Genomic DNA, 15,182 nt, shown 5'->3' on the forward strand with positions numbered 1-15,182 from the left:
ATCCCTTTCAGTCATTACAGGAGAAACCAACATGGCACTGAAAATCCGCCTCGCGCGCGCTGGCTCGAAGAAGCGTCCTTACTATCACATCGTCGTCGCCGCGGCGACGAGCCCGCGTGACGGCAAGTACATCGACGTCGTCGGCTCCTTCAACCCGCTCCTCGCCAAGACCGACGAGAACCGCGTGAAGCTCGACGCCGCCAAGGCTGCCGACTGGCTCAAGAAGGGCGCCCAGCCGACGGATCGCGTGCTCCGCTTCCTCGACAAGGCCGGCCTCAAGAAGCGCGATGCCCGCAACAACCCGAACAAGGCCCTTCCCGGCAAGAAGCGCCAGGAACGCGAAAAGGCCGCCGCTGCCGCTGCCGCCGCTGCTGCTGCCGCCGCTGCTCCGGCTGAAGGCGCAGCCTCGTAATAACGACTGCACGGATGACCAAGGCCGTCCCGCCCTGCGGGGCGGCCTTCGCATGTTGTGGAACGCCCGCGCCGGACCGATTGAATCCTGCGTTGCCTCGCCTATGGTTGGGGAATGCCGTACTTCACCCCCATTGTCGAAAAGCTGCCATCGACCGTTCCCTTCGTTGGTCCTGAAGCGCTCGAGCGGCGCAATGGCGCGAAGATCACCGCGCGCATCGGCGCCAACGAGAATGTTTTCGGTCCCAGCCCGAAGGCGATTGCCGCCATGCAGGCCGCGGCGTCGGAAAGCTGGATGTATGGCGATCCCGAGCACCATGACCTGAAGTCTGCCATCGCCCGCTCTCTCGGGGTCGGGCCGGAAAGCATTGCCTGTGGTGGCGGCATCGATGGTCTGCTCGGCCTTGTCGTGCGCCTCTTCATATCCCCGGGCGATACCGTGGCAACCTCGCTCGGCGCTTACCCGACCTTCAACTTTCACGTCGCGGCAGCAGGTGGAAGACTTGTCACCACGCCCTACGTCAACGACCGCGAAGACCCGCAGTCACTCCTCGGCTTGGCGCGGGCGGAAAAGGCCAAGCTCCTCTACTTCGCCAATCCGGACAATCCCATGGGCAGCCATTGGCCCGCAGCCGATGTGGACCGCCTGATTTCCGCCACGCCGGATGATTGCCTGCTGCTGCTTGATGAAGCCTATGTCGAGTTTGCCCCCGACGGCACGGCGCCCCGCTTCGACACCGCGCGCCGCAACCTGCTGCGTTTCCGCACCTTCTCCAAGGCACACGGGATGGCGGGCATTCGCGTGGGCTATGTGATCGGCGAGGCGCATCTGATTGCCGCCTTCGACAAGATCCGCAATCATTTCGGCATCAGCCGCATCTCGCAGGCGGGGGCCATTGCCGCGCTGGCCGACACCGCATGGATCGCCCATGTGACGGAGGAGGTTGCGGCCGCGCGCCACCGCCTCCAGGCGATTGCCGCAACCAACGGATTGACCGCCCTTCCATCCGCCACGAATTTCGTCACCATTGATTGCGGTCGCGATGGCGCCTTCGCCCGCGCCATTGTCGATGGCCTTCTCACCCACGGCATATTCATCCGCATGCCGGGCGTGGCTCCCCTCAACCGCTGCATCCGCATCTCGTGCGGCGGCGCGGGAGAGATGCAAGCCCTTGAAGCCGCTCTCCCGCGCGTACTGGCAACACTTCGTTAACCCCTTCACAACTCTTCCGGGAAAACTCTGCAAAGGGAGGGCATTCTGCAACGCGCGGTTAATTCCCCCTGCCTATTTGTCACGCTTCAGGGGAAGACGTGTGTTCAAATTCAAGACCATGCTGGGGCTGTTTCAGGTCGACACGAGCAATCCGGCGCTCGTGCAGGCGCAGTCCCGCGCCTTCTCCCAGCAGATTCCCGTCCTCTACGGTATTCTTCTCGCCAACACGTTCTTTGTGTCCGTCACCCACTACCGTATCGCGCCGCTGTTCCTGACGGTCATCCTGCCGGCCTGTTTCTCGATGCTGGCTGCGGCCCGTCTCCTGGGGTGGCGGCGGATGAGCCGCGTCATTCCAACCCACGCCGAAGCGGCCCGCCGCCTGTCATCCACCGTCTTCTTGTCGGTTGCACTGGGATTGGCCTTCACCGCCTGGGGCATCTCGCTCTTTCCCTATGGCGATGCCTACGCGCGCTCGCATGTGGTCTTCTACATGGCGCTCACCATGATTGCCTGCGTCTTCTGCCTCATGCATTTGCGCGCGGCTGCCTATGTGCTCTCCGCCGTTGTCATCATTCCCTTTGTCCTGTTCTTCAGCATGCAGGGAGAAGCGGTGCTGGCAGCGATTGCCGGCAACATGGCCATGGTGACGGGTGCCATGCTCTACATTCTCACCCGGCACTCCAGAGACTTTGCCCTGATGATCACCCAGAGCGACCATCTGGAAAAAGTGAATCGCGAGACCCAGCGCCTCAGCGATGCCAACCGCAAGCTCGCCCATCACGACAGTCTGACTGGCCTGCCCAACCGCCGCAGCTTCATCGAAGAGGCGGAGGCACGTGTCGGCCCACCTGTCTGGAGCAGGCCGCAAGTTCGCGCTCGGAATCGTGGACCTCGATGGCTTCAAGGCCGTCAACGATTTGTATGGCCACGCCACCGGTGACGCGCTTCTGGTGGAAGCAAGCCGCCGCATGTCGGACATTGCCGGCACGGATATTGTCTTCGCCCGCCTCGGTGGTGACGAATTCGGCATCATTGCAGGCGAGAGCGTGGACCTCGTCGCTTTTGGCCGCACACTCTGCGAAATCCTCCGCCAGCCCTACGAACTGGATGATGTCACGGCGGAAGTCACATCCTCCTGCGGCTTCGCGGAATTCGGCACCGAGAGCCCCTCGACCCACGACCTCTTCGAAAACGCCGATTACGCTCTCTATCAGGCGAAGGACAAGGCGGGCGGTCACACCGTCGTCTTCTCCGCCGACCACCGCGCCAATCTCCGCCGCGTCCATCAGATTGACCAGGCGCTCCGCAATGCCGATCTCGATGGTGAACTGGCCCTCGTGTACCAGCCCGTCATCAACACCAAGACCGGCCATGTCGTGACTGTGGAAGCGTTGGCCCGCTGGCGCAATGCCAGCCTCGGCAGCATCGGCCCGGCGCAGTTCATCGCAGCCGCCGAGAAGAGCTCGCTCATCAACCGCGTTACCCTGGTGCTGCTTCGCAAGCTCCTGAACGATCTACGCCTGTGGCCCGAGAATATGACGGCCTCGTTCAACCTCTCGGCCCGCACGCTGGCCTCGCCCGATTCCATGACCCAGATGCTGGGCCACATCCAGCGCAGCGGCATCCAGCCGCATCGCCTGGAATTCGAAGTCACTGAAACGGCCTTGATGATCGACTTCGAAGCGGCCCAGCGTTCACTGCTGATGTTGCGAAATCTCGGCGCCCGCATCGCGCTTGATGATTTCGGCACCGGCTATTCCAGCCTCAGCCATGTTCACCAGTTGCCACTCGACAAGATCAAGATCGACCGCAAGTTCGTGGGCGACATGAGCAAGTCTCCCAAGGCCGCAAGCGTCGTGAAGACGGTGATCGACCTTTGCGACAACCTTGGCATGGTCTGCGTGGCCGAAGGCGTGGAGACCCAGGACCAGGCCGACCAGTTGGCCCGCAAGGGCTGCATCCTCGCGCAAGGCTTCCTGTACGGCCGCCCGGTTGCGGCCCGCGACGTGACCGAACTCCTCCAGCGCCCGGTCATGGCCGTGGAACTGCCCGTGCACGGCTGACGGCACAAGGAATAATGCTACAAGATCAGGTGTTTGCGGCCTGACCTCCAGCTTGCGTCATCAAAGCGGTGGATGGGGCGATGGCCCCGCTTGTCGCCGCCCGCCCGTTGCAGCATGTAGACGCCAAGGAGACCGCTGCCATGACCGCCTTCAAGAAGCCGCACAATCTCACCGTCGTCGACCATCCGCTGGTGCTGCACAAGCTCACCCTCATGCGGGACAAACACACGCCCTCGGCTGTTTTCCGCCAGCTTCTCCACGAGATCAGCCATCTCCTCGCCTATGAAGTCTGCCGCGACCTTCCCATCACCACGCAGACCATCGAGACGCCACTCGCCGAAATGGAAGCGCCGATCCTCAAGGGAAAGAAGCTGGTGATTGTCTCGGTGCTACGCGCCGGCAACGGCCTGCTGGAGGGCATGCTCTCCCTCATTCCTTCGGCCCGTGTCGGCCACATCGGCCTGTACCGCGATCCGGAGACGCTGCAGCCCGTGGAATACTACCTCAAGGTTCCCGAGGACATTGCCGAGCGGCGCACCATCGTGGTTGACCCCATGCTGGCCACCGGCAACTCCGTCTCCGCCGCCGTGAAGCGGCTGAAGGAAAAGGGCGCCCGCGACATCCGCCTCGTCACCCTGCTTTCGGCACCGGAAGGCATCATGCACTTCCATGAGGAGCATCCGGACGTTCCGGTTTTCACCGCCGCGGTGGACAGCCACTTGAACAGCCACGGTTATATCGTCCCCGGCCTCGGCGATGCCGGCGACCGCATGTTCGGCACCAAGTAGGAGTTTCACCAGCCGTTAATCATGCGGCCAAGTGTTCAGACTCTGGTTACGATCTTGCAGGTCTCTGGCGGGTAGTTTTGTCGCAACACGAATTGGGCAAGACATGTCAGCTGGCGCAACCGCACTTTCCGTCGATCTTCCGGCTTCCAGCCTTGCGCGCAAGGCCGACGGTGCGCCGCGCCGCGTGCTCTACGCCGAAGACCAGGTTTCGTCGCGTGTCGTCACCAAGGCCATGCTGGAAAAGATGGGCTTTGAAGTGGAAGCCGTGGACGATGGCGAAGTGGCCGTCGAGAAGGCCCGCGAGGGCTTGTACGACATCATCCTGCTCGACATTGAAATGCCCGTGATGGATGGCGTTACTGCCGCCCGCATCATCCGCGGCGAGATCGACAGCCACCGCAACACACCCATTCTGGCGCTTTCGGCCTTCCTCGCCGATTCGACTGAACAGTCCGATTGGCGCAACGCCTTCGATACCGCCGTGCCGAAGCCCGCCAACAGCAACGAGCTGCAGCGAGCCATGGCCCGCGCCATTGCCAGTCACACGGCAGGCGAACGGCCTTGCGCCGTCACTGCCGTTCTGGAACAGAAACCTGCCGCCAATATCTGGGACTCGATCCGCGAGATCATGCCGGCCCGCAGCCTGACCGCCCTTGTGCTGTCGGCCAGCGACGAGATGAACCACCTCGCCCTGGCGCTGTCGGCGGCGCGTGAGGCGGGCGAGATCGAACACCTCCGCCATTACCGTCACGCCCTTGCCGGGCTTGCCCGCAATTTCGGCATCACCGAACTCGACCAGATGATCACAGCGACGCGGGAAGCGCCGCGCGGCCTCAACATGTCGGCGGTATTTGCCCTGATAGAAGAGTGGCGCCGCAGCCATCTCCTGCATTGAACGAATAAAACAAGAAGAGCGTCAGACGAAAAGGGCCGCTGTCAACAGCGGCCTTTTTTGCAGCCTGCGCGGAGCAGGCCCGAACGGTATGTGTGCTTACGCCTTCTCGGGCGTGGAGGAACCGGCATCCGGCTTGGCATCGAAGGCGGCCAGCATGTGAAGGACTTCGGCGAAGTCGGGGCTGATGCGGCGCGGACGCTTGGGCATCACGATTTTCTTTTGCGGTTCGGACGGTGTCATGGTGGTCTGTGTCATCACTGAATTCCCTGTTGGTCGCAGTTTATTGCGTCGAACTTAAGGAGAAACTAAGCGCCGCTGCCTGAATTGGGCCGCAACGATCCGTTCATCAGCAATTCATCAGGAAGCAGTTGCTAGGGCAGGCTTGAACACAGAATCGTGAGTTTGAGGCCCGCACTCAATCTGTAACAATTCCTGTGGCAGCACTACAGTTGCTCACGAGCACAGTCCAGGACAGGAGAACAGAATGAACGTGATGACCAGAACCCTTCTTGCCGCGGCGGCAGGCATGATGATCACGGCAACGGCGGCACTCGCCGGACCTGCTGATGATGCCATTCAGGGCCGACAGGGCTGCATGAAGGCCAATGGCGCTGCGATGGGCGCCATGGTGCCGATGATCAAGGGCGAAAAGCCCTATGACGCGGCCGCCGTTGGCGATGCGTTGGGCAAGGCTGAAGCAGCCTGCGCTGGCTGGGCCAACTGGTGGGGCGAGAACAGCCAGAAGGGCGAAACCGCCGAAACCTGGGCCAAGGCCGAAATCTGGACTGACAAGGCCGGCTTCGAAGCGGCAGGCGCTGCCTATGGCAAGGCCTTTGGCGCGCTGAAGGGAACGACGGACGAAGCCAGCTTCAAGACCGCGTTCGGCGAATTCGGCGGCACCTGCAAGGGCTGCCACGAGAAGTTCCGCCGTCCGAAGGAATAAGATCATTTCCAGGCTTTTCTCAAAACGTAACCTCTCCGTCCTGGCGCTGCTTGCAGCGCTGGGACTCGCCAGCTTCTGGGCACTCTCTGCCCCGCAACCGCTGACGGCCGCCGAACTTCCGGCCCACACGGGCGACGTCGCCAACGGTGAGCGCCTCTACAATGCTTCCGGCTGTCACTCCTGCCATCTGCCGGGCCCCGATGCCGTGGGCGTCGATGCGGCCCTGCCTGCCGGTGGTGCGCCGCTCAAGACACCTGTGGGCACCTTCTATCCGCCCAATCTCACGCCCGATCCCGAGACGGGTCTTGGCCAGTGGACGGACCTCGAATTCGTCAATGCCGTCCAGCGCGGCATCGGAAAGTCCGGAGGCCATCTCATTCCGGCCTTTCCCTACACATCCTATGCACACATGACGCGTGAGGACGTGCTCGACATCCGCGCCTATCTCGCATCGCTGCCGGCCGTGAAGAATCCCGCCAAGCCACAGGACGTGGCGTTCCAGCCCATCGTTCGGCGCGGCATTGGCCTGTGGAAGCGCATGGGCCTGGACACGGCGGTGACGGCCCCGGACCCGGCGCAATCCGAGACCTGGAATCGCGGACGCTACATCGTCAACGGCGCAGGCCATTGCAACGAGTGCCACACGCCGCGCACCGTGATCATGACCAGTGATTTCTCACGCTATCTCGCCGGTGGTCCGCATCCCGAAGGCGAGGGCAAGGTGCCGAGCCTGCGTGGTCTCATCGAACGTGGCCGCTACAAGGATGCGAACGACATCAAGCTGGCGCTGCAGAACGGTGAACTGCTCGGCTACGACAAGCTCTCATCCGGCGGCATGGGCAAGGTCCAGAGCAACATGGCGAAACTCCCTGACGCCGACGTCGCTGCGATTGCGGAATACATCGCCAGCCTCAAATAACGGTTGGCCCGCCTCGTGCGGGCCATTCCTCGTCACAGCAATTCTTCCAGATGTGGAATGAGCGGAATATCGGCGGGCGGCATCGGGTATTCGCGCATTGCCTTCGGCCACACCCATTTCAGTGTCTGCCCTTCCTGCGCCGCAACCTGCCCCTTCCAGCGGCGGCAGACGTAGAGCGGCATCAGCAGGTGGAAATCCGCATAGGCGTGGCTGGCGAAGGTGAGGGGTGCGAGGCAGGACTCCGCCACGTCGATTGCAAGTTCTTCCTTCAACTCGCGAATGAGTGCCGCCTCAGGCCGTTCACCCGTTTCAATCTTGCCGCCGGGAAATTCCCACAAGCCTGCAAGCGTCTTGCCTTCGGGACGCTGCGAGATGAGCACGCGCCCGTCGGCATCGACAAGCGCTACGGCGGCGACGAGGAGCAGCCGCATCAGCTGCGGTAGGAGCCGTTGATGTCGATGTAGCGGTGCGTCAGGTCGCAGGTCCACACCTGCGCCTTGCCCTTGCCGACGCCAACGTCCGCCGCGATCTTGATGTCGCGGCCCTTCATGTGCGGCATGATCTCCGCTTCCTTGTAGGCAGCATCGCGCATGCCCTTTACCGCCACCTGCACGCCGCCGATGCGGATGCGGATCTTGTCGCGGATGGCCTTCTCGCCAGCCTTGCCGATCGCCATGACGATGCGGCCCCAGTTGGCGTCTTCGCCGGCAATCGCTGTTTTCACCAGCGGCGAATTGGCGATACTCATGGCAATGCGGTGCGCGGCCGTGTCGCTCTCCGCACCCGTCACAGTGATATCGATCAGCTTCTCCGCCCCTTCGCCATCCTTGGCGACCTGAAGCGCAAGGTCATGGCACACCTCATGCAACGCCTTGGCGAAGCCCTTGAGCCGGGCATCAGATGCCGTCTTCAGTCCCTTGACCGGTCCGGCAGCACCCGTGGCGAACAGCAGCACCGTGTCTGAAGTCGAGGTATCTCCATCCACCGTCACGCAGTTGAAGGTCTTGGCCACGCTGGCGGAGAGGAGGGCCTGCAACACCTTGGCGGGAATGGCGGCATCGGTGAAGATGAAGCTCAGCATCGTCGCCATGTCCGGCGCGATCATGCCCGAGCCCTTGGCAATGCCGTTGATGGTGACGGGCTTGCCGTCGAGTTTCACCGTGCGCGTCGAAACCTTGGCGAAGGTGTCCGTGGTCATGATGGCGCGCGCGGCATCATTCCAGCCGTCTTCGACGGCGGCCGAGGCCAGCCCGCCGATGGCATTGACGATGAAGGAGGGATCAAGCGGCTCGCCGATCACGCCGGTCGAGGCTTGGTAGATGGTCTCAGGCTTTGACTTGAAGGCTTTCGCCGCGGCGGAGGCCACGGCCTTCACGGTAGCCGTTCCCGCCTTGCCGGTAAACGCATTGGCATTGCCCGCATTGACCAGAAGGGCGCGCGCCTTGCCGAGCTTGAGGGCGGCCTTGCACCAGTCCACCGGTGCCGAACTGGACTTGGAGCGCGTCAGGCAACCCGCCGCCGTGGTGCCCTCGGCCATGAGCGCCAGCAGCACATCGGGCCGGCCCTTGTAGCGAATGCCCGTGGCAGCCGCCGCCAGCTTCACGCCGGAAATGGAGGGAAGGCGCGGAGTTTCCGCCGGCGCCAGGGGTGAAACGACATGCGCCATGGTAGAGTATCCCGCCGTTGGAAGTCTGATCAGTTGCCCGTGGAATCTTCGGGGATGAGAAGGTCGCCCTTGCCGGTCGTGTCACCGCCATCGCCACCATCTGCAGCCGGTGGCGTGTCACCACCTGTGGTGCCGACATTGGCCTTCTTGGCCTTCTCCTGAAGGGCGCGGCGCTGGGCTTCCGCTTCCGCCGCCACCTTCTTCAGGTCCTCGTCGAGGATCTCAACCTTGGCGACGTCGTGGAGGCTCGTCAGCGTCTCCTGCACCTTCTGGCGCACGAGGGCATTGCGGATGGCGCCCTTCACCTGGTCGTAAGGCTGGGCTGCACCCATCTTGCGGTCTTCGAGCTTGATCACGTGCCAGCCGAAGTCCGTCTTCACGGGCTTGGAAAGTTCACCCTTCTTCAGGGCGAAGGCGGCCTTGGAGAACTCCGGCACCATTTCCGGCGCGGTGAAGTAGCCGAGGTCACCACCGTAATCCTTCGATCCGTCGAGGCTGTACTGCTTCGCCAGGTCTTCGAACTTCTCGCCGGCCTTCAGTTTCTCGACGATGCTGTTGGCTTCCTTCTCGCTGGCGACAAGGATGTGGCGGGCGCGCACGCGCTCGGTTTCCGTGACCTTCTTGGCCTCTTCGTCATAGACCTTGCGGACCTGCTCTTCCGTCACCTGCGGAGCGATCTTCTGGGCGAGGTAGCTGTCGCGCAGGGCCTTGGCCTGGTAGGCGGCGAGGCGGCGCTTGTAATCATCCGTTTCGGCAAGCCCGTCCTTGTTGGCGAGCTGGGCGAGGAGGTGGCGTTCCACCAGGAACTGCACCACGAAGGGGTAGCGCAGCTTCTTCGGCAGGTTGGGCAGCTGGCCGATCACGTCGTCGAAGGCCATGCGCACTTCGGAGGCCTTGATTTCGTAGCCGTTGACCGTGGCCACCACCTTGTCTTCACCTTGCAAGGCAACCGCCTCGTCCTGGGCGCGGGCGGGAAGTGTGCTCAAAAGCACAAGGGCAGCGCCGGCGAGGGCGGAAGTGATCGAGAAGCGATTGCGCAACATGGAAGGTCCAACTGTTCAAAACGGGGAACGGGCGAGCCGCTCATGGCGAGGAAAAAAGGCGACAATGTGCTCGGCGCACACCTTTCCTGCCTCCTGAGAGCCGTCCCTGCTCGGCGCGACATTGGGCTTGAGATCAAGGACTTGCAAGGGCTTCTGCATGTCGCCTGCAACCTGTTGCGGCATTGCAACAGGTTGAAATCCCTTTTCCGATAGCCCATCTCCGGCGGCAGTGCGGGTCTGCCAATTGTTCTTGGCGGCCAACTTGGCTAGACGTGCCTCGGAATGGCGGCTTAATGCCCGCAAAAGGATGCGAATCACATGTTCGGACTGAAAAAGCTGGCACAGGCCGTGTTTGGCACGACCAACGACCGGAAGGTCCAGGCCTATGCAAAGCGGGTTCCCGCCATCAACGCCATGGAAGCGGAGTTTGCCCAGCTTTCGGATGCGGAACTGAAAGGCCTGACCGGGAAATTCCGTGCCGAACTCGCTGGCGGCAAGTCCCTCGACGACCTCATGACCCCCGCCTTCGCCGCCGTCCGCGAAGCCTCCAAGCGCACCCTCGGGCTCCGCCATTTCGACGTCCAGATGATCGGCGGCATGGTGCTGCATGAAGGCAAGATCGCCGAAATGAAGACGGGCGAAGGCAAGACGCTTGTCGCCACGCTCCCGGTCTATCTGAATGCGCTCGCGGGCAAGGGTGTCCATGTCGTCACCGTGAACGATTACCTCGCCAAGCGCGACTCCGCCTGGATGGGCCAGGTCTATGCCGCTCTCGGACTGACCACGGGCGTGATCGTGCACGGACTGGACGACCGCGAACGTCACGCCGCCTATGCCTGCGACGTCACTTACGGTACCAACAACGAACTGGGCTTCGACTATCTCCGCGACAACATGAAGTACCATCTCGAAGAGATGGTCCAGCGCGGCCATTCCTATGCCATCGTCGACGAAGTGGACTCGATCCTCGTCGATGAAGCGCGCACGCCGCTCATCATTTCCGGACCCGTCGACGACAAGTCCGACCTGTACAACGCCCTCGACCGCTTCATTCCGGAATTGACGGCGGAAGATTACGAGCTGGACGAAAAGCAGCGCTCCATCTCGCTGACCGAAGCAGGCAACGAACACCTTGAGCGCATTCTGTCCGCCGCCGGCATGCTGAAGGGGGAGAACCTCTACGACGCTGCCAACGTGACGATCGTCCATCACATGCAGCAGGCGCTCCGCGCCCACAAGCTGTTCCAGAAGGACAAGGACTACATCGTCAAGGATGGTCAGGTCATCATCATCGACGAATTCACCGGCCGCATGATGCAGGGCCGCCGCTATTCGGAAGGCTTGCACCAGGCGCTGGAAGCCAAGGAACACGTGGCCGTGCAGCCGGAAAACGTGACGCTCGCCTCGATCACCTTCCAGAACTACTTCCGCCTCTATGGCAAGCTCTCGGGCATGACCGGCACGGCCGCGACGGAAGCCGAAGAATTCATGGACATCTACAATCTCGATGTGGTGGAAATTCCCACCAACGTCGACGTGGCGCGTCTCGACGAAGACGATGAGGTCTATCGCACCGCCAAGGAAAAATACGAGGCCATCGCCGCCACCATTCGGGAGGCACGCGAACGCGGCCAGCCCGTGCTGGTGGGCACAACCTCTATCGAGAAGTCGGAAGTGCTCTCCGGCCTCCTGAAGGCGCAAGGCTTCGACCACAACGTGCTGAACGCCCGTTACCACGAGCAGGAAGCCAGCATCATTGCCCAGGCCGGCGCCCCGGGGGCCGTCACCATCGCCACCAACATGGCGGGCCGCGGCACCGACATCAAGCTGGGCGGCAACCTCGACATGCGGATTGCCACCGAACTTGAGGGAATTCAGCCGGGTGCGCAGCGCGATGCCGCCATCGCCCGCATCAAGGACGAGATCGAAGTCAACAAGCAGAAGGTCATCGCCGCCGGTGGCCTCTTCGTCATCGGCACCGAGCGCCATGAAAGCCGCCGCATCGACAACCAGCTGCGTGGCCGTTCCGGCCGCCAGGGCGACCCCGGCCGTTCGCGCTTCTACCTGTCGCTGGAAGATGACCTGATGCGCATCTTCGGCTCCGACCGTCTCGACGGCATGCTGACCAAGCTCGGCCTCAAGGATGGTGAGGCCATCATCCATCCGTGGATCAACAAGGCCCTGGAGAAGGCCCAGCAGAAGGTCGAAGCCCGCAACTTCGACATTCGCAAGAACATCCTCAAATACGACAACGTGATGAACGACCAGCGCAAGGTCATCTTCGAGCAGCGCATCGGCCTGATGCGCGGCGAGGAGATCGCCGAGACGATCGACGACATGCGCCAGGACGTCGTGAACGAAGCCATCGCCCGCCACATCCCCGAGAACGCCTACGCCGAGCAGTGGGATGCGCCGGGCCTGCGCGAAGACTTGCGCCAGCACGTCGCCATCGACTTCCCCGTCGAGGACTGGGTGAAGGAAGAAGGCATCGCCGACGAGGAAATCAAGGAACGCGTGCTGACCGCTGCCAACGACTACTACGGCCAGAAGCGCGAGAAGTACGGCAAGTCCATCATGGACCAGGTGGAAAAGGCGGTTCTGCTGCAGACGCTTGATCGTCTGTGGCGCGACCACATCGTCACCGTCGATTACCTGCGCCAGGTCATCCACCTGCGCGGCTATGGCCAGCGTGACCCGCTGAACGAATACAAGACCGAAGCTTTCAACCTGTTTTCGGCCTTGCTCTCGCAGCTGAAGCAGATGGTGACGGGCCAGATGATGCGGATCGAGGTGCAGACCCGTGCCGCCGGTGAAGATGACATGCTGCCGGACGAGGACGAACTGCCCGACATGGCCGCCCATCACATGGACCTCACCTCTGGCGAGGACGACGTGGGCGAGGGCGCAGGCCTGGCGCTGGCCTCGCCACCGCCCCGCAACGCCGAACGCAAGCGCGACCCCAAGAAACCCGAAACCTGGGGCGACGTCGCCCGCAACGACCCATGCCCCTGCGGCTCCGGCAAACGCTACAAGCACTGCCACGGCGCGTTTGTTTAGGCGTCAGCCGGCGCGAAGCTCCGGCCTTGCCCAATCGATGAGGCGGCCTGCCAGTTTCCAGCCGGCGATGGCGATCAGCGCTCCGGCGTAACCGTCGATGGCGTAATGCCAGGCGAGGTGCACCGAGCCCAGGAAGATCATCGCCGCAAAGGCGGAGAGCATGAGGCCGAGCCAGCGCTTGCCCGAGGCAAAGCCGAGCACCGCAAAGAGCACCGACGTGCCCACGTGCATCGATGGCATGGCGGAGATACCGTTCACCAGTCCGGTGCCCGTCTCATAGGTCTTCCACAACTCGTTCATCACATTGAGTGACCAGATGGGATAGGTCTGGTTGGCGGTCGCAAGCCAGGCCATCGCCAGTGTGTAAGGATCTGCACCGGGCAGGAGCCGGCCATAGAAGCAGGGGCCGACGGACGAGAAGACCGTTCCCAGAACGCAGGTGCCCAGAAACCACGTCAATGTGAAGCCGAGCAGGAAATGCAGGCGAAGCCGCGAGTCCTGTCCGCTGAAGCCCTGCCAGAACCACAGCGTGAACATGACGAAGAACCAGATGTTGTAGTTCACGTTCAGGATGAAGGTGACAAGCGGTACGTTGAGGAACGCCAGCCATGTGTAAGGCTGCGCGCCGAAGTGAACAGCCTGATCCCACTGCGCGAAGGATCCGTCCCAGGAAAACGGGTGTGCGGCGGGAATGGCCTTCTTGATGAAGGTGTAGCCCACCATGTAGGCGCTCATGAACAGGAAGGCGTGCACCGCGTTGCTCACGCGCATCGGCGCCAGATAGTCGTCACGGAGCTTGTGCCACAGGGCCAGTGTCACGCTGCCCGTGTTGCCGCTGCGGGCATGGCGGATGATTTCGCCCACCAGTCCAAGCAGGATCATGACGCCCAGGATCAGCAGCACCGGACCCGTGAACAGCTTCACCATCTGGAAATCAAACGGAAGATCGAGCACCCACGCCTCGCCGAGGGCCGCCACCATGACGATCGCGGCGAAGCCATAGAGCAGGGCGTGGCGGCGGAAGCCGTGCAGCACGGCTTCGAGCACGGCCCAAGGCCGGGAGGGCGGCAGGACGAGGGTCTGGCTGGACATGGCTCCTCCTATCCTGGATTGCCTTAAGGACGGGTTTCGCCGCGGAGTGAACTGGACAAGCGTTAGAATCGTTCTAGAAAGCAGCCATGAAGAGTTTCTCGGACCTCACAGAACAGGAAATCCTCGCCCTCGCCATCTCCAGCGAGGACGACGACGCCCGCGCCTACATGGGCTTTGCAAACGCCTTGATGGACACCTACCCGGCCTCCGCCAAGGTCTTCATCGAGATGGCGGAAGAAGAGCACGACCACCGCCGCGCCCTGACCGATCTTTATCGCAAGAAGTTCGGCGAATTCATTCCCCTCATCCGGCGCAGCGACATCAACGGCTTCGTGCGTCACAAGCCGGCGTGGACGCTCTCCAAGCTGGGCATTGAAGCGATGCGCCAGCGGGCCGAAGTGGTCGAACTGGAGAACTACCGCTTTTACATGCAGGCCGCCGAGCAAAGCACCGATCCGCAGGTGCGCAAACTGCTGCAAACCCTGGCCGCCGCCGAAAAGGGTCACGAGTCGCTGGCGGGCAAACTCGGCCTCAAGCACGTGACGGAAGACGCCAAGATCGACGAGAAGGAGGCCGAACGCCGCCTTTTCCTGTTGCAGGTGGTGCAGCCGGGCCTTGTGGGCCTGATGGATGGCTCGGTCTCCACCCTCGCTCCGCTCTTTGCAGCGGCCTTCGCCACGGGCAACACCTGGGAGACCTTTCTCGTCGGCACCGCCGCGTCACTGGGGGCGGGCATCTCCATGGGATTGGCCGAAGGCCTTTCGGATGATGGCAAGCTGACGGGCCGCGGCCACCCCCTGATCCGAGGCTTGGCGGCGGGCATCATGACGGCGGTGGGCGGCATGGGGCATGCGCTGCCTTACCTCATTCCGGATTTCACCATCGCCACCTGGCTCTCCGTCGCCGTGGTGTTCTGCGAACTCTGGGCCATCTCGTGGATCCGCTACAAGTACATGGACACGCCCTTCCTCAAGGCCGCCTTCCAGATCGCCGTCGGCGGCTTCCTGGTGTTTCTGACAGGGATCCTCATCGGCAGCGCGTAGCCACGTTCACTCTCCATGCTTCGGCTGGAGAGTGGAGTGTGATGCCGCC

At 62.6% G+C, this 15,182-nt stretch carries 16 protein-coding genes; 10 read left to right on the forward strand and 6 right to left on the reverse strand.

All coding sequences use genetic code 11. The features are described from left to right. Window positions 1-31: 31 nt before the first annotated feature. The 6 genes from rpsP (at window position 32) to IPM06_09595 (ending at window position 5,370) form a co-directional block, all read left to right on the forward strand. Entirely contained in the window at window positions 32-412 is a 381-nt protein-coding gene (gene rpsP, locus IPM06_09570; protein ID MBK8770664.1) for a 30S ribosomal protein S16, read from the forward strand. A 114-nt stretch (window positions 413-526) separates the two neighbouring features. Further along, complete coding sequence (locus IPM06_09575) at window positions 527-1,624, forward strand: pyridoxal phosphate-dependent aminotransferase (GenBank protein ID MBK8770665.1); 1,098 nt, start codon at window positions 527-529, stop codon at window positions 1,622-1,624. Window positions 1,625-1,724: 100 nt separating this feature from the next. Further along, window positions 1,725-2,564 carry a hypothetical protein gene (locus IPM06_09580; GenBank protein MBK8770666.1) on the forward strand — a complete coding sequence of 280 codons (840 nt, stop codon included), beginning with the start codon at window positions 1,725-1,727 and terminating at the stop codon, window positions 2,562-2,564. Continuing rightward, complete coding sequence (locus IPM06_09585) at window positions 2,461-3,687, forward strand: EAL domain-containing protein (protein ID MBK8770667.1); 1,227 nt, start codon at window positions 2,461-2,463, stop codon at window positions 3,685-3,687. Before IPM06_09580 ends, IPM06_09585 begins: the two co-directional genes overlap by 104 nt. A 140-nt stretch (window positions 3,688-3,827) precedes the next feature. Continuing rightward, window positions 3,828-4,475: a uracil phosphoribosyltransferase gene (upp, locus tag IPM06_09590; protein MBK8770668.1), complete on the forward strand. Its 648-nt coding sequence runs from the start codon at window positions 3,828-3,830 to the stop codon at window positions 4,473-4,475. 103 nt (window positions 4,476-4,578) lie between these two features. After that, a complete protein-coding gene (locus IPM06_09595; GenBank protein ID MBK8770669.1) occupies window positions 4,579-5,370 on the forward strand; it encodes a response regulator in 792 nt (263 codons plus the stop codon). Between the two features lie 96 nt (window positions 5,371-5,466). Here IPM06_09595 and IPM06_09600 read toward each other — a convergent pair whose 3' ends face one another. Beyond that, entirely contained in the window at window positions 5,467-5,625 is a 159-nt protein-coding gene (locus IPM06_09600; protein MBK8770670.1) for a hypothetical protein, read from the reverse strand. 238 nt (window positions 5,626-5,863) lie between these two features. On the opposite strand from IPM06_09600, the gene IPM06_09605 reads away from it, so the two are divergent. Further along, window positions 5,864-6,313, forward strand: a complete 450-nt coding sequence (locus IPM06_09605; GenBank protein ID MBK8770671.1) for a cytochrome c — start codon at window positions 5,864-5,866, stop codon at window positions 6,311-6,313. Window position 6,314: 1 nt separating this feature from the next. Then, entirely contained in the window at window positions 6,315-7,232 is a 918-nt protein-coding gene (locus IPM06_09610; protein MBK8770672.1) for a c-type cytochrome, read from the forward strand. Window positions 7,233-7,264: 32 nt separating this feature from the next. Here IPM06_09610 and mutT read toward each other — a convergent pair whose 3' ends face one another. From mutT to IPM06_09630, 4 genes are read right to left on the reverse strand one after another with little or no spacing between them, the layout of a single operon-like run. After that, complete coding sequence (mutT, locus tag IPM06_09615; protein MBK8770673.1) at window positions 7,265-7,663, reverse strand: 8-oxo-dGTP diphosphatase MutT; 399 nt, start codon at window positions 7,661-7,663, stop codon at window positions 7,265-7,267. After that, entirely contained in the window at window positions 7,663-8,898 is a 1,236-nt protein-coding gene (argJ, locus tag IPM06_09620; GenBank protein ID MBK8770674.1) for a bifunctional glutamate N-acetyltransferase/amino-acid acetyltransferase ArgJ, read from the reverse strand. The genes mutT and argJ overlap by 1 nt, the downstream gene beginning before the upstream one ends. Before the next feature lie 29 nt (window positions 8,899-8,927). Continuing rightward, the gene (locus IPM06_09625; protein ID MBK8770675.1) at window positions 8,928-9,941 is read right to left on the reverse strand and encodes a peptidylprolyl isomerase; all 1,014 of its coding nucleotides are present in this window, start codon (window positions 9,939-9,941) and stop codon (window positions 8,928-8,930) included. Window positions 9,942-9,956: 15 nt separating this feature from the next. Continuing rightward, complete coding sequence (locus IPM06_09630) at window positions 9,957-10,202, reverse strand: hypothetical protein (GenBank protein ID MBK8770676.1); 246 nt, start codon at window positions 10,200-10,202, stop codon at window positions 9,957-9,959. 57 nt (window positions 10,203-10,259) lie between these two features. Here IPM06_09630 and secA point away from each other — a divergent pair, with 57 nt between their 5' ends. Further along, window positions 10,260-12,998 (forward strand): preprotein translocase subunit SecA, encoded by a 2,739-nt coding sequence (gene secA, locus IPM06_09635; protein MBK8770677.1) that lies wholly within the window; start codon window positions 10,260-10,262, stop codon window positions 12,996-12,998. A gap of 3 nt (window positions 12,999-13,001) precedes the next feature. Here the strand turns inward: secA and IPM06_09640 are convergent, their stop codons facing one another. Next, window positions 13,002-14,090 (reverse strand): phosphatase PAP2 family protein, encoded by a 1,089-nt coding sequence (locus IPM06_09640; GenBank protein MBK8770678.1) that lies wholly within the window; start codon window positions 14,088-14,090, stop codon window positions 13,002-13,004. Between the two features lie 86 nt (window positions 14,091-14,176). Between IPM06_09640 and IPM06_09645 the strand changes: the two genes are divergently transcribed. Beyond that, the gene (locus IPM06_09645; GenBank protein ID MBK8770679.1) at window positions 14,177-15,133 is read left to right on the forward strand and encodes a rubrerythrin; all 957 of its coding nucleotides are present in this window, start codon (window positions 14,177-14,179) and stop codon (window positions 15,131-15,133) included. The last annotated feature ends 49 nt before the right edge of the window (window positions 15,134-15,182 follow it).

The sequence above is a fragment of the Hyphomicrobiales bacterium genome, assembly GCA_016710435.1.
GTDB lineage: Bacteria > Pseudomonadota > Alphaproteobacteria > Rhizobiales > Aestuariivirgaceae > Aestuariivirga.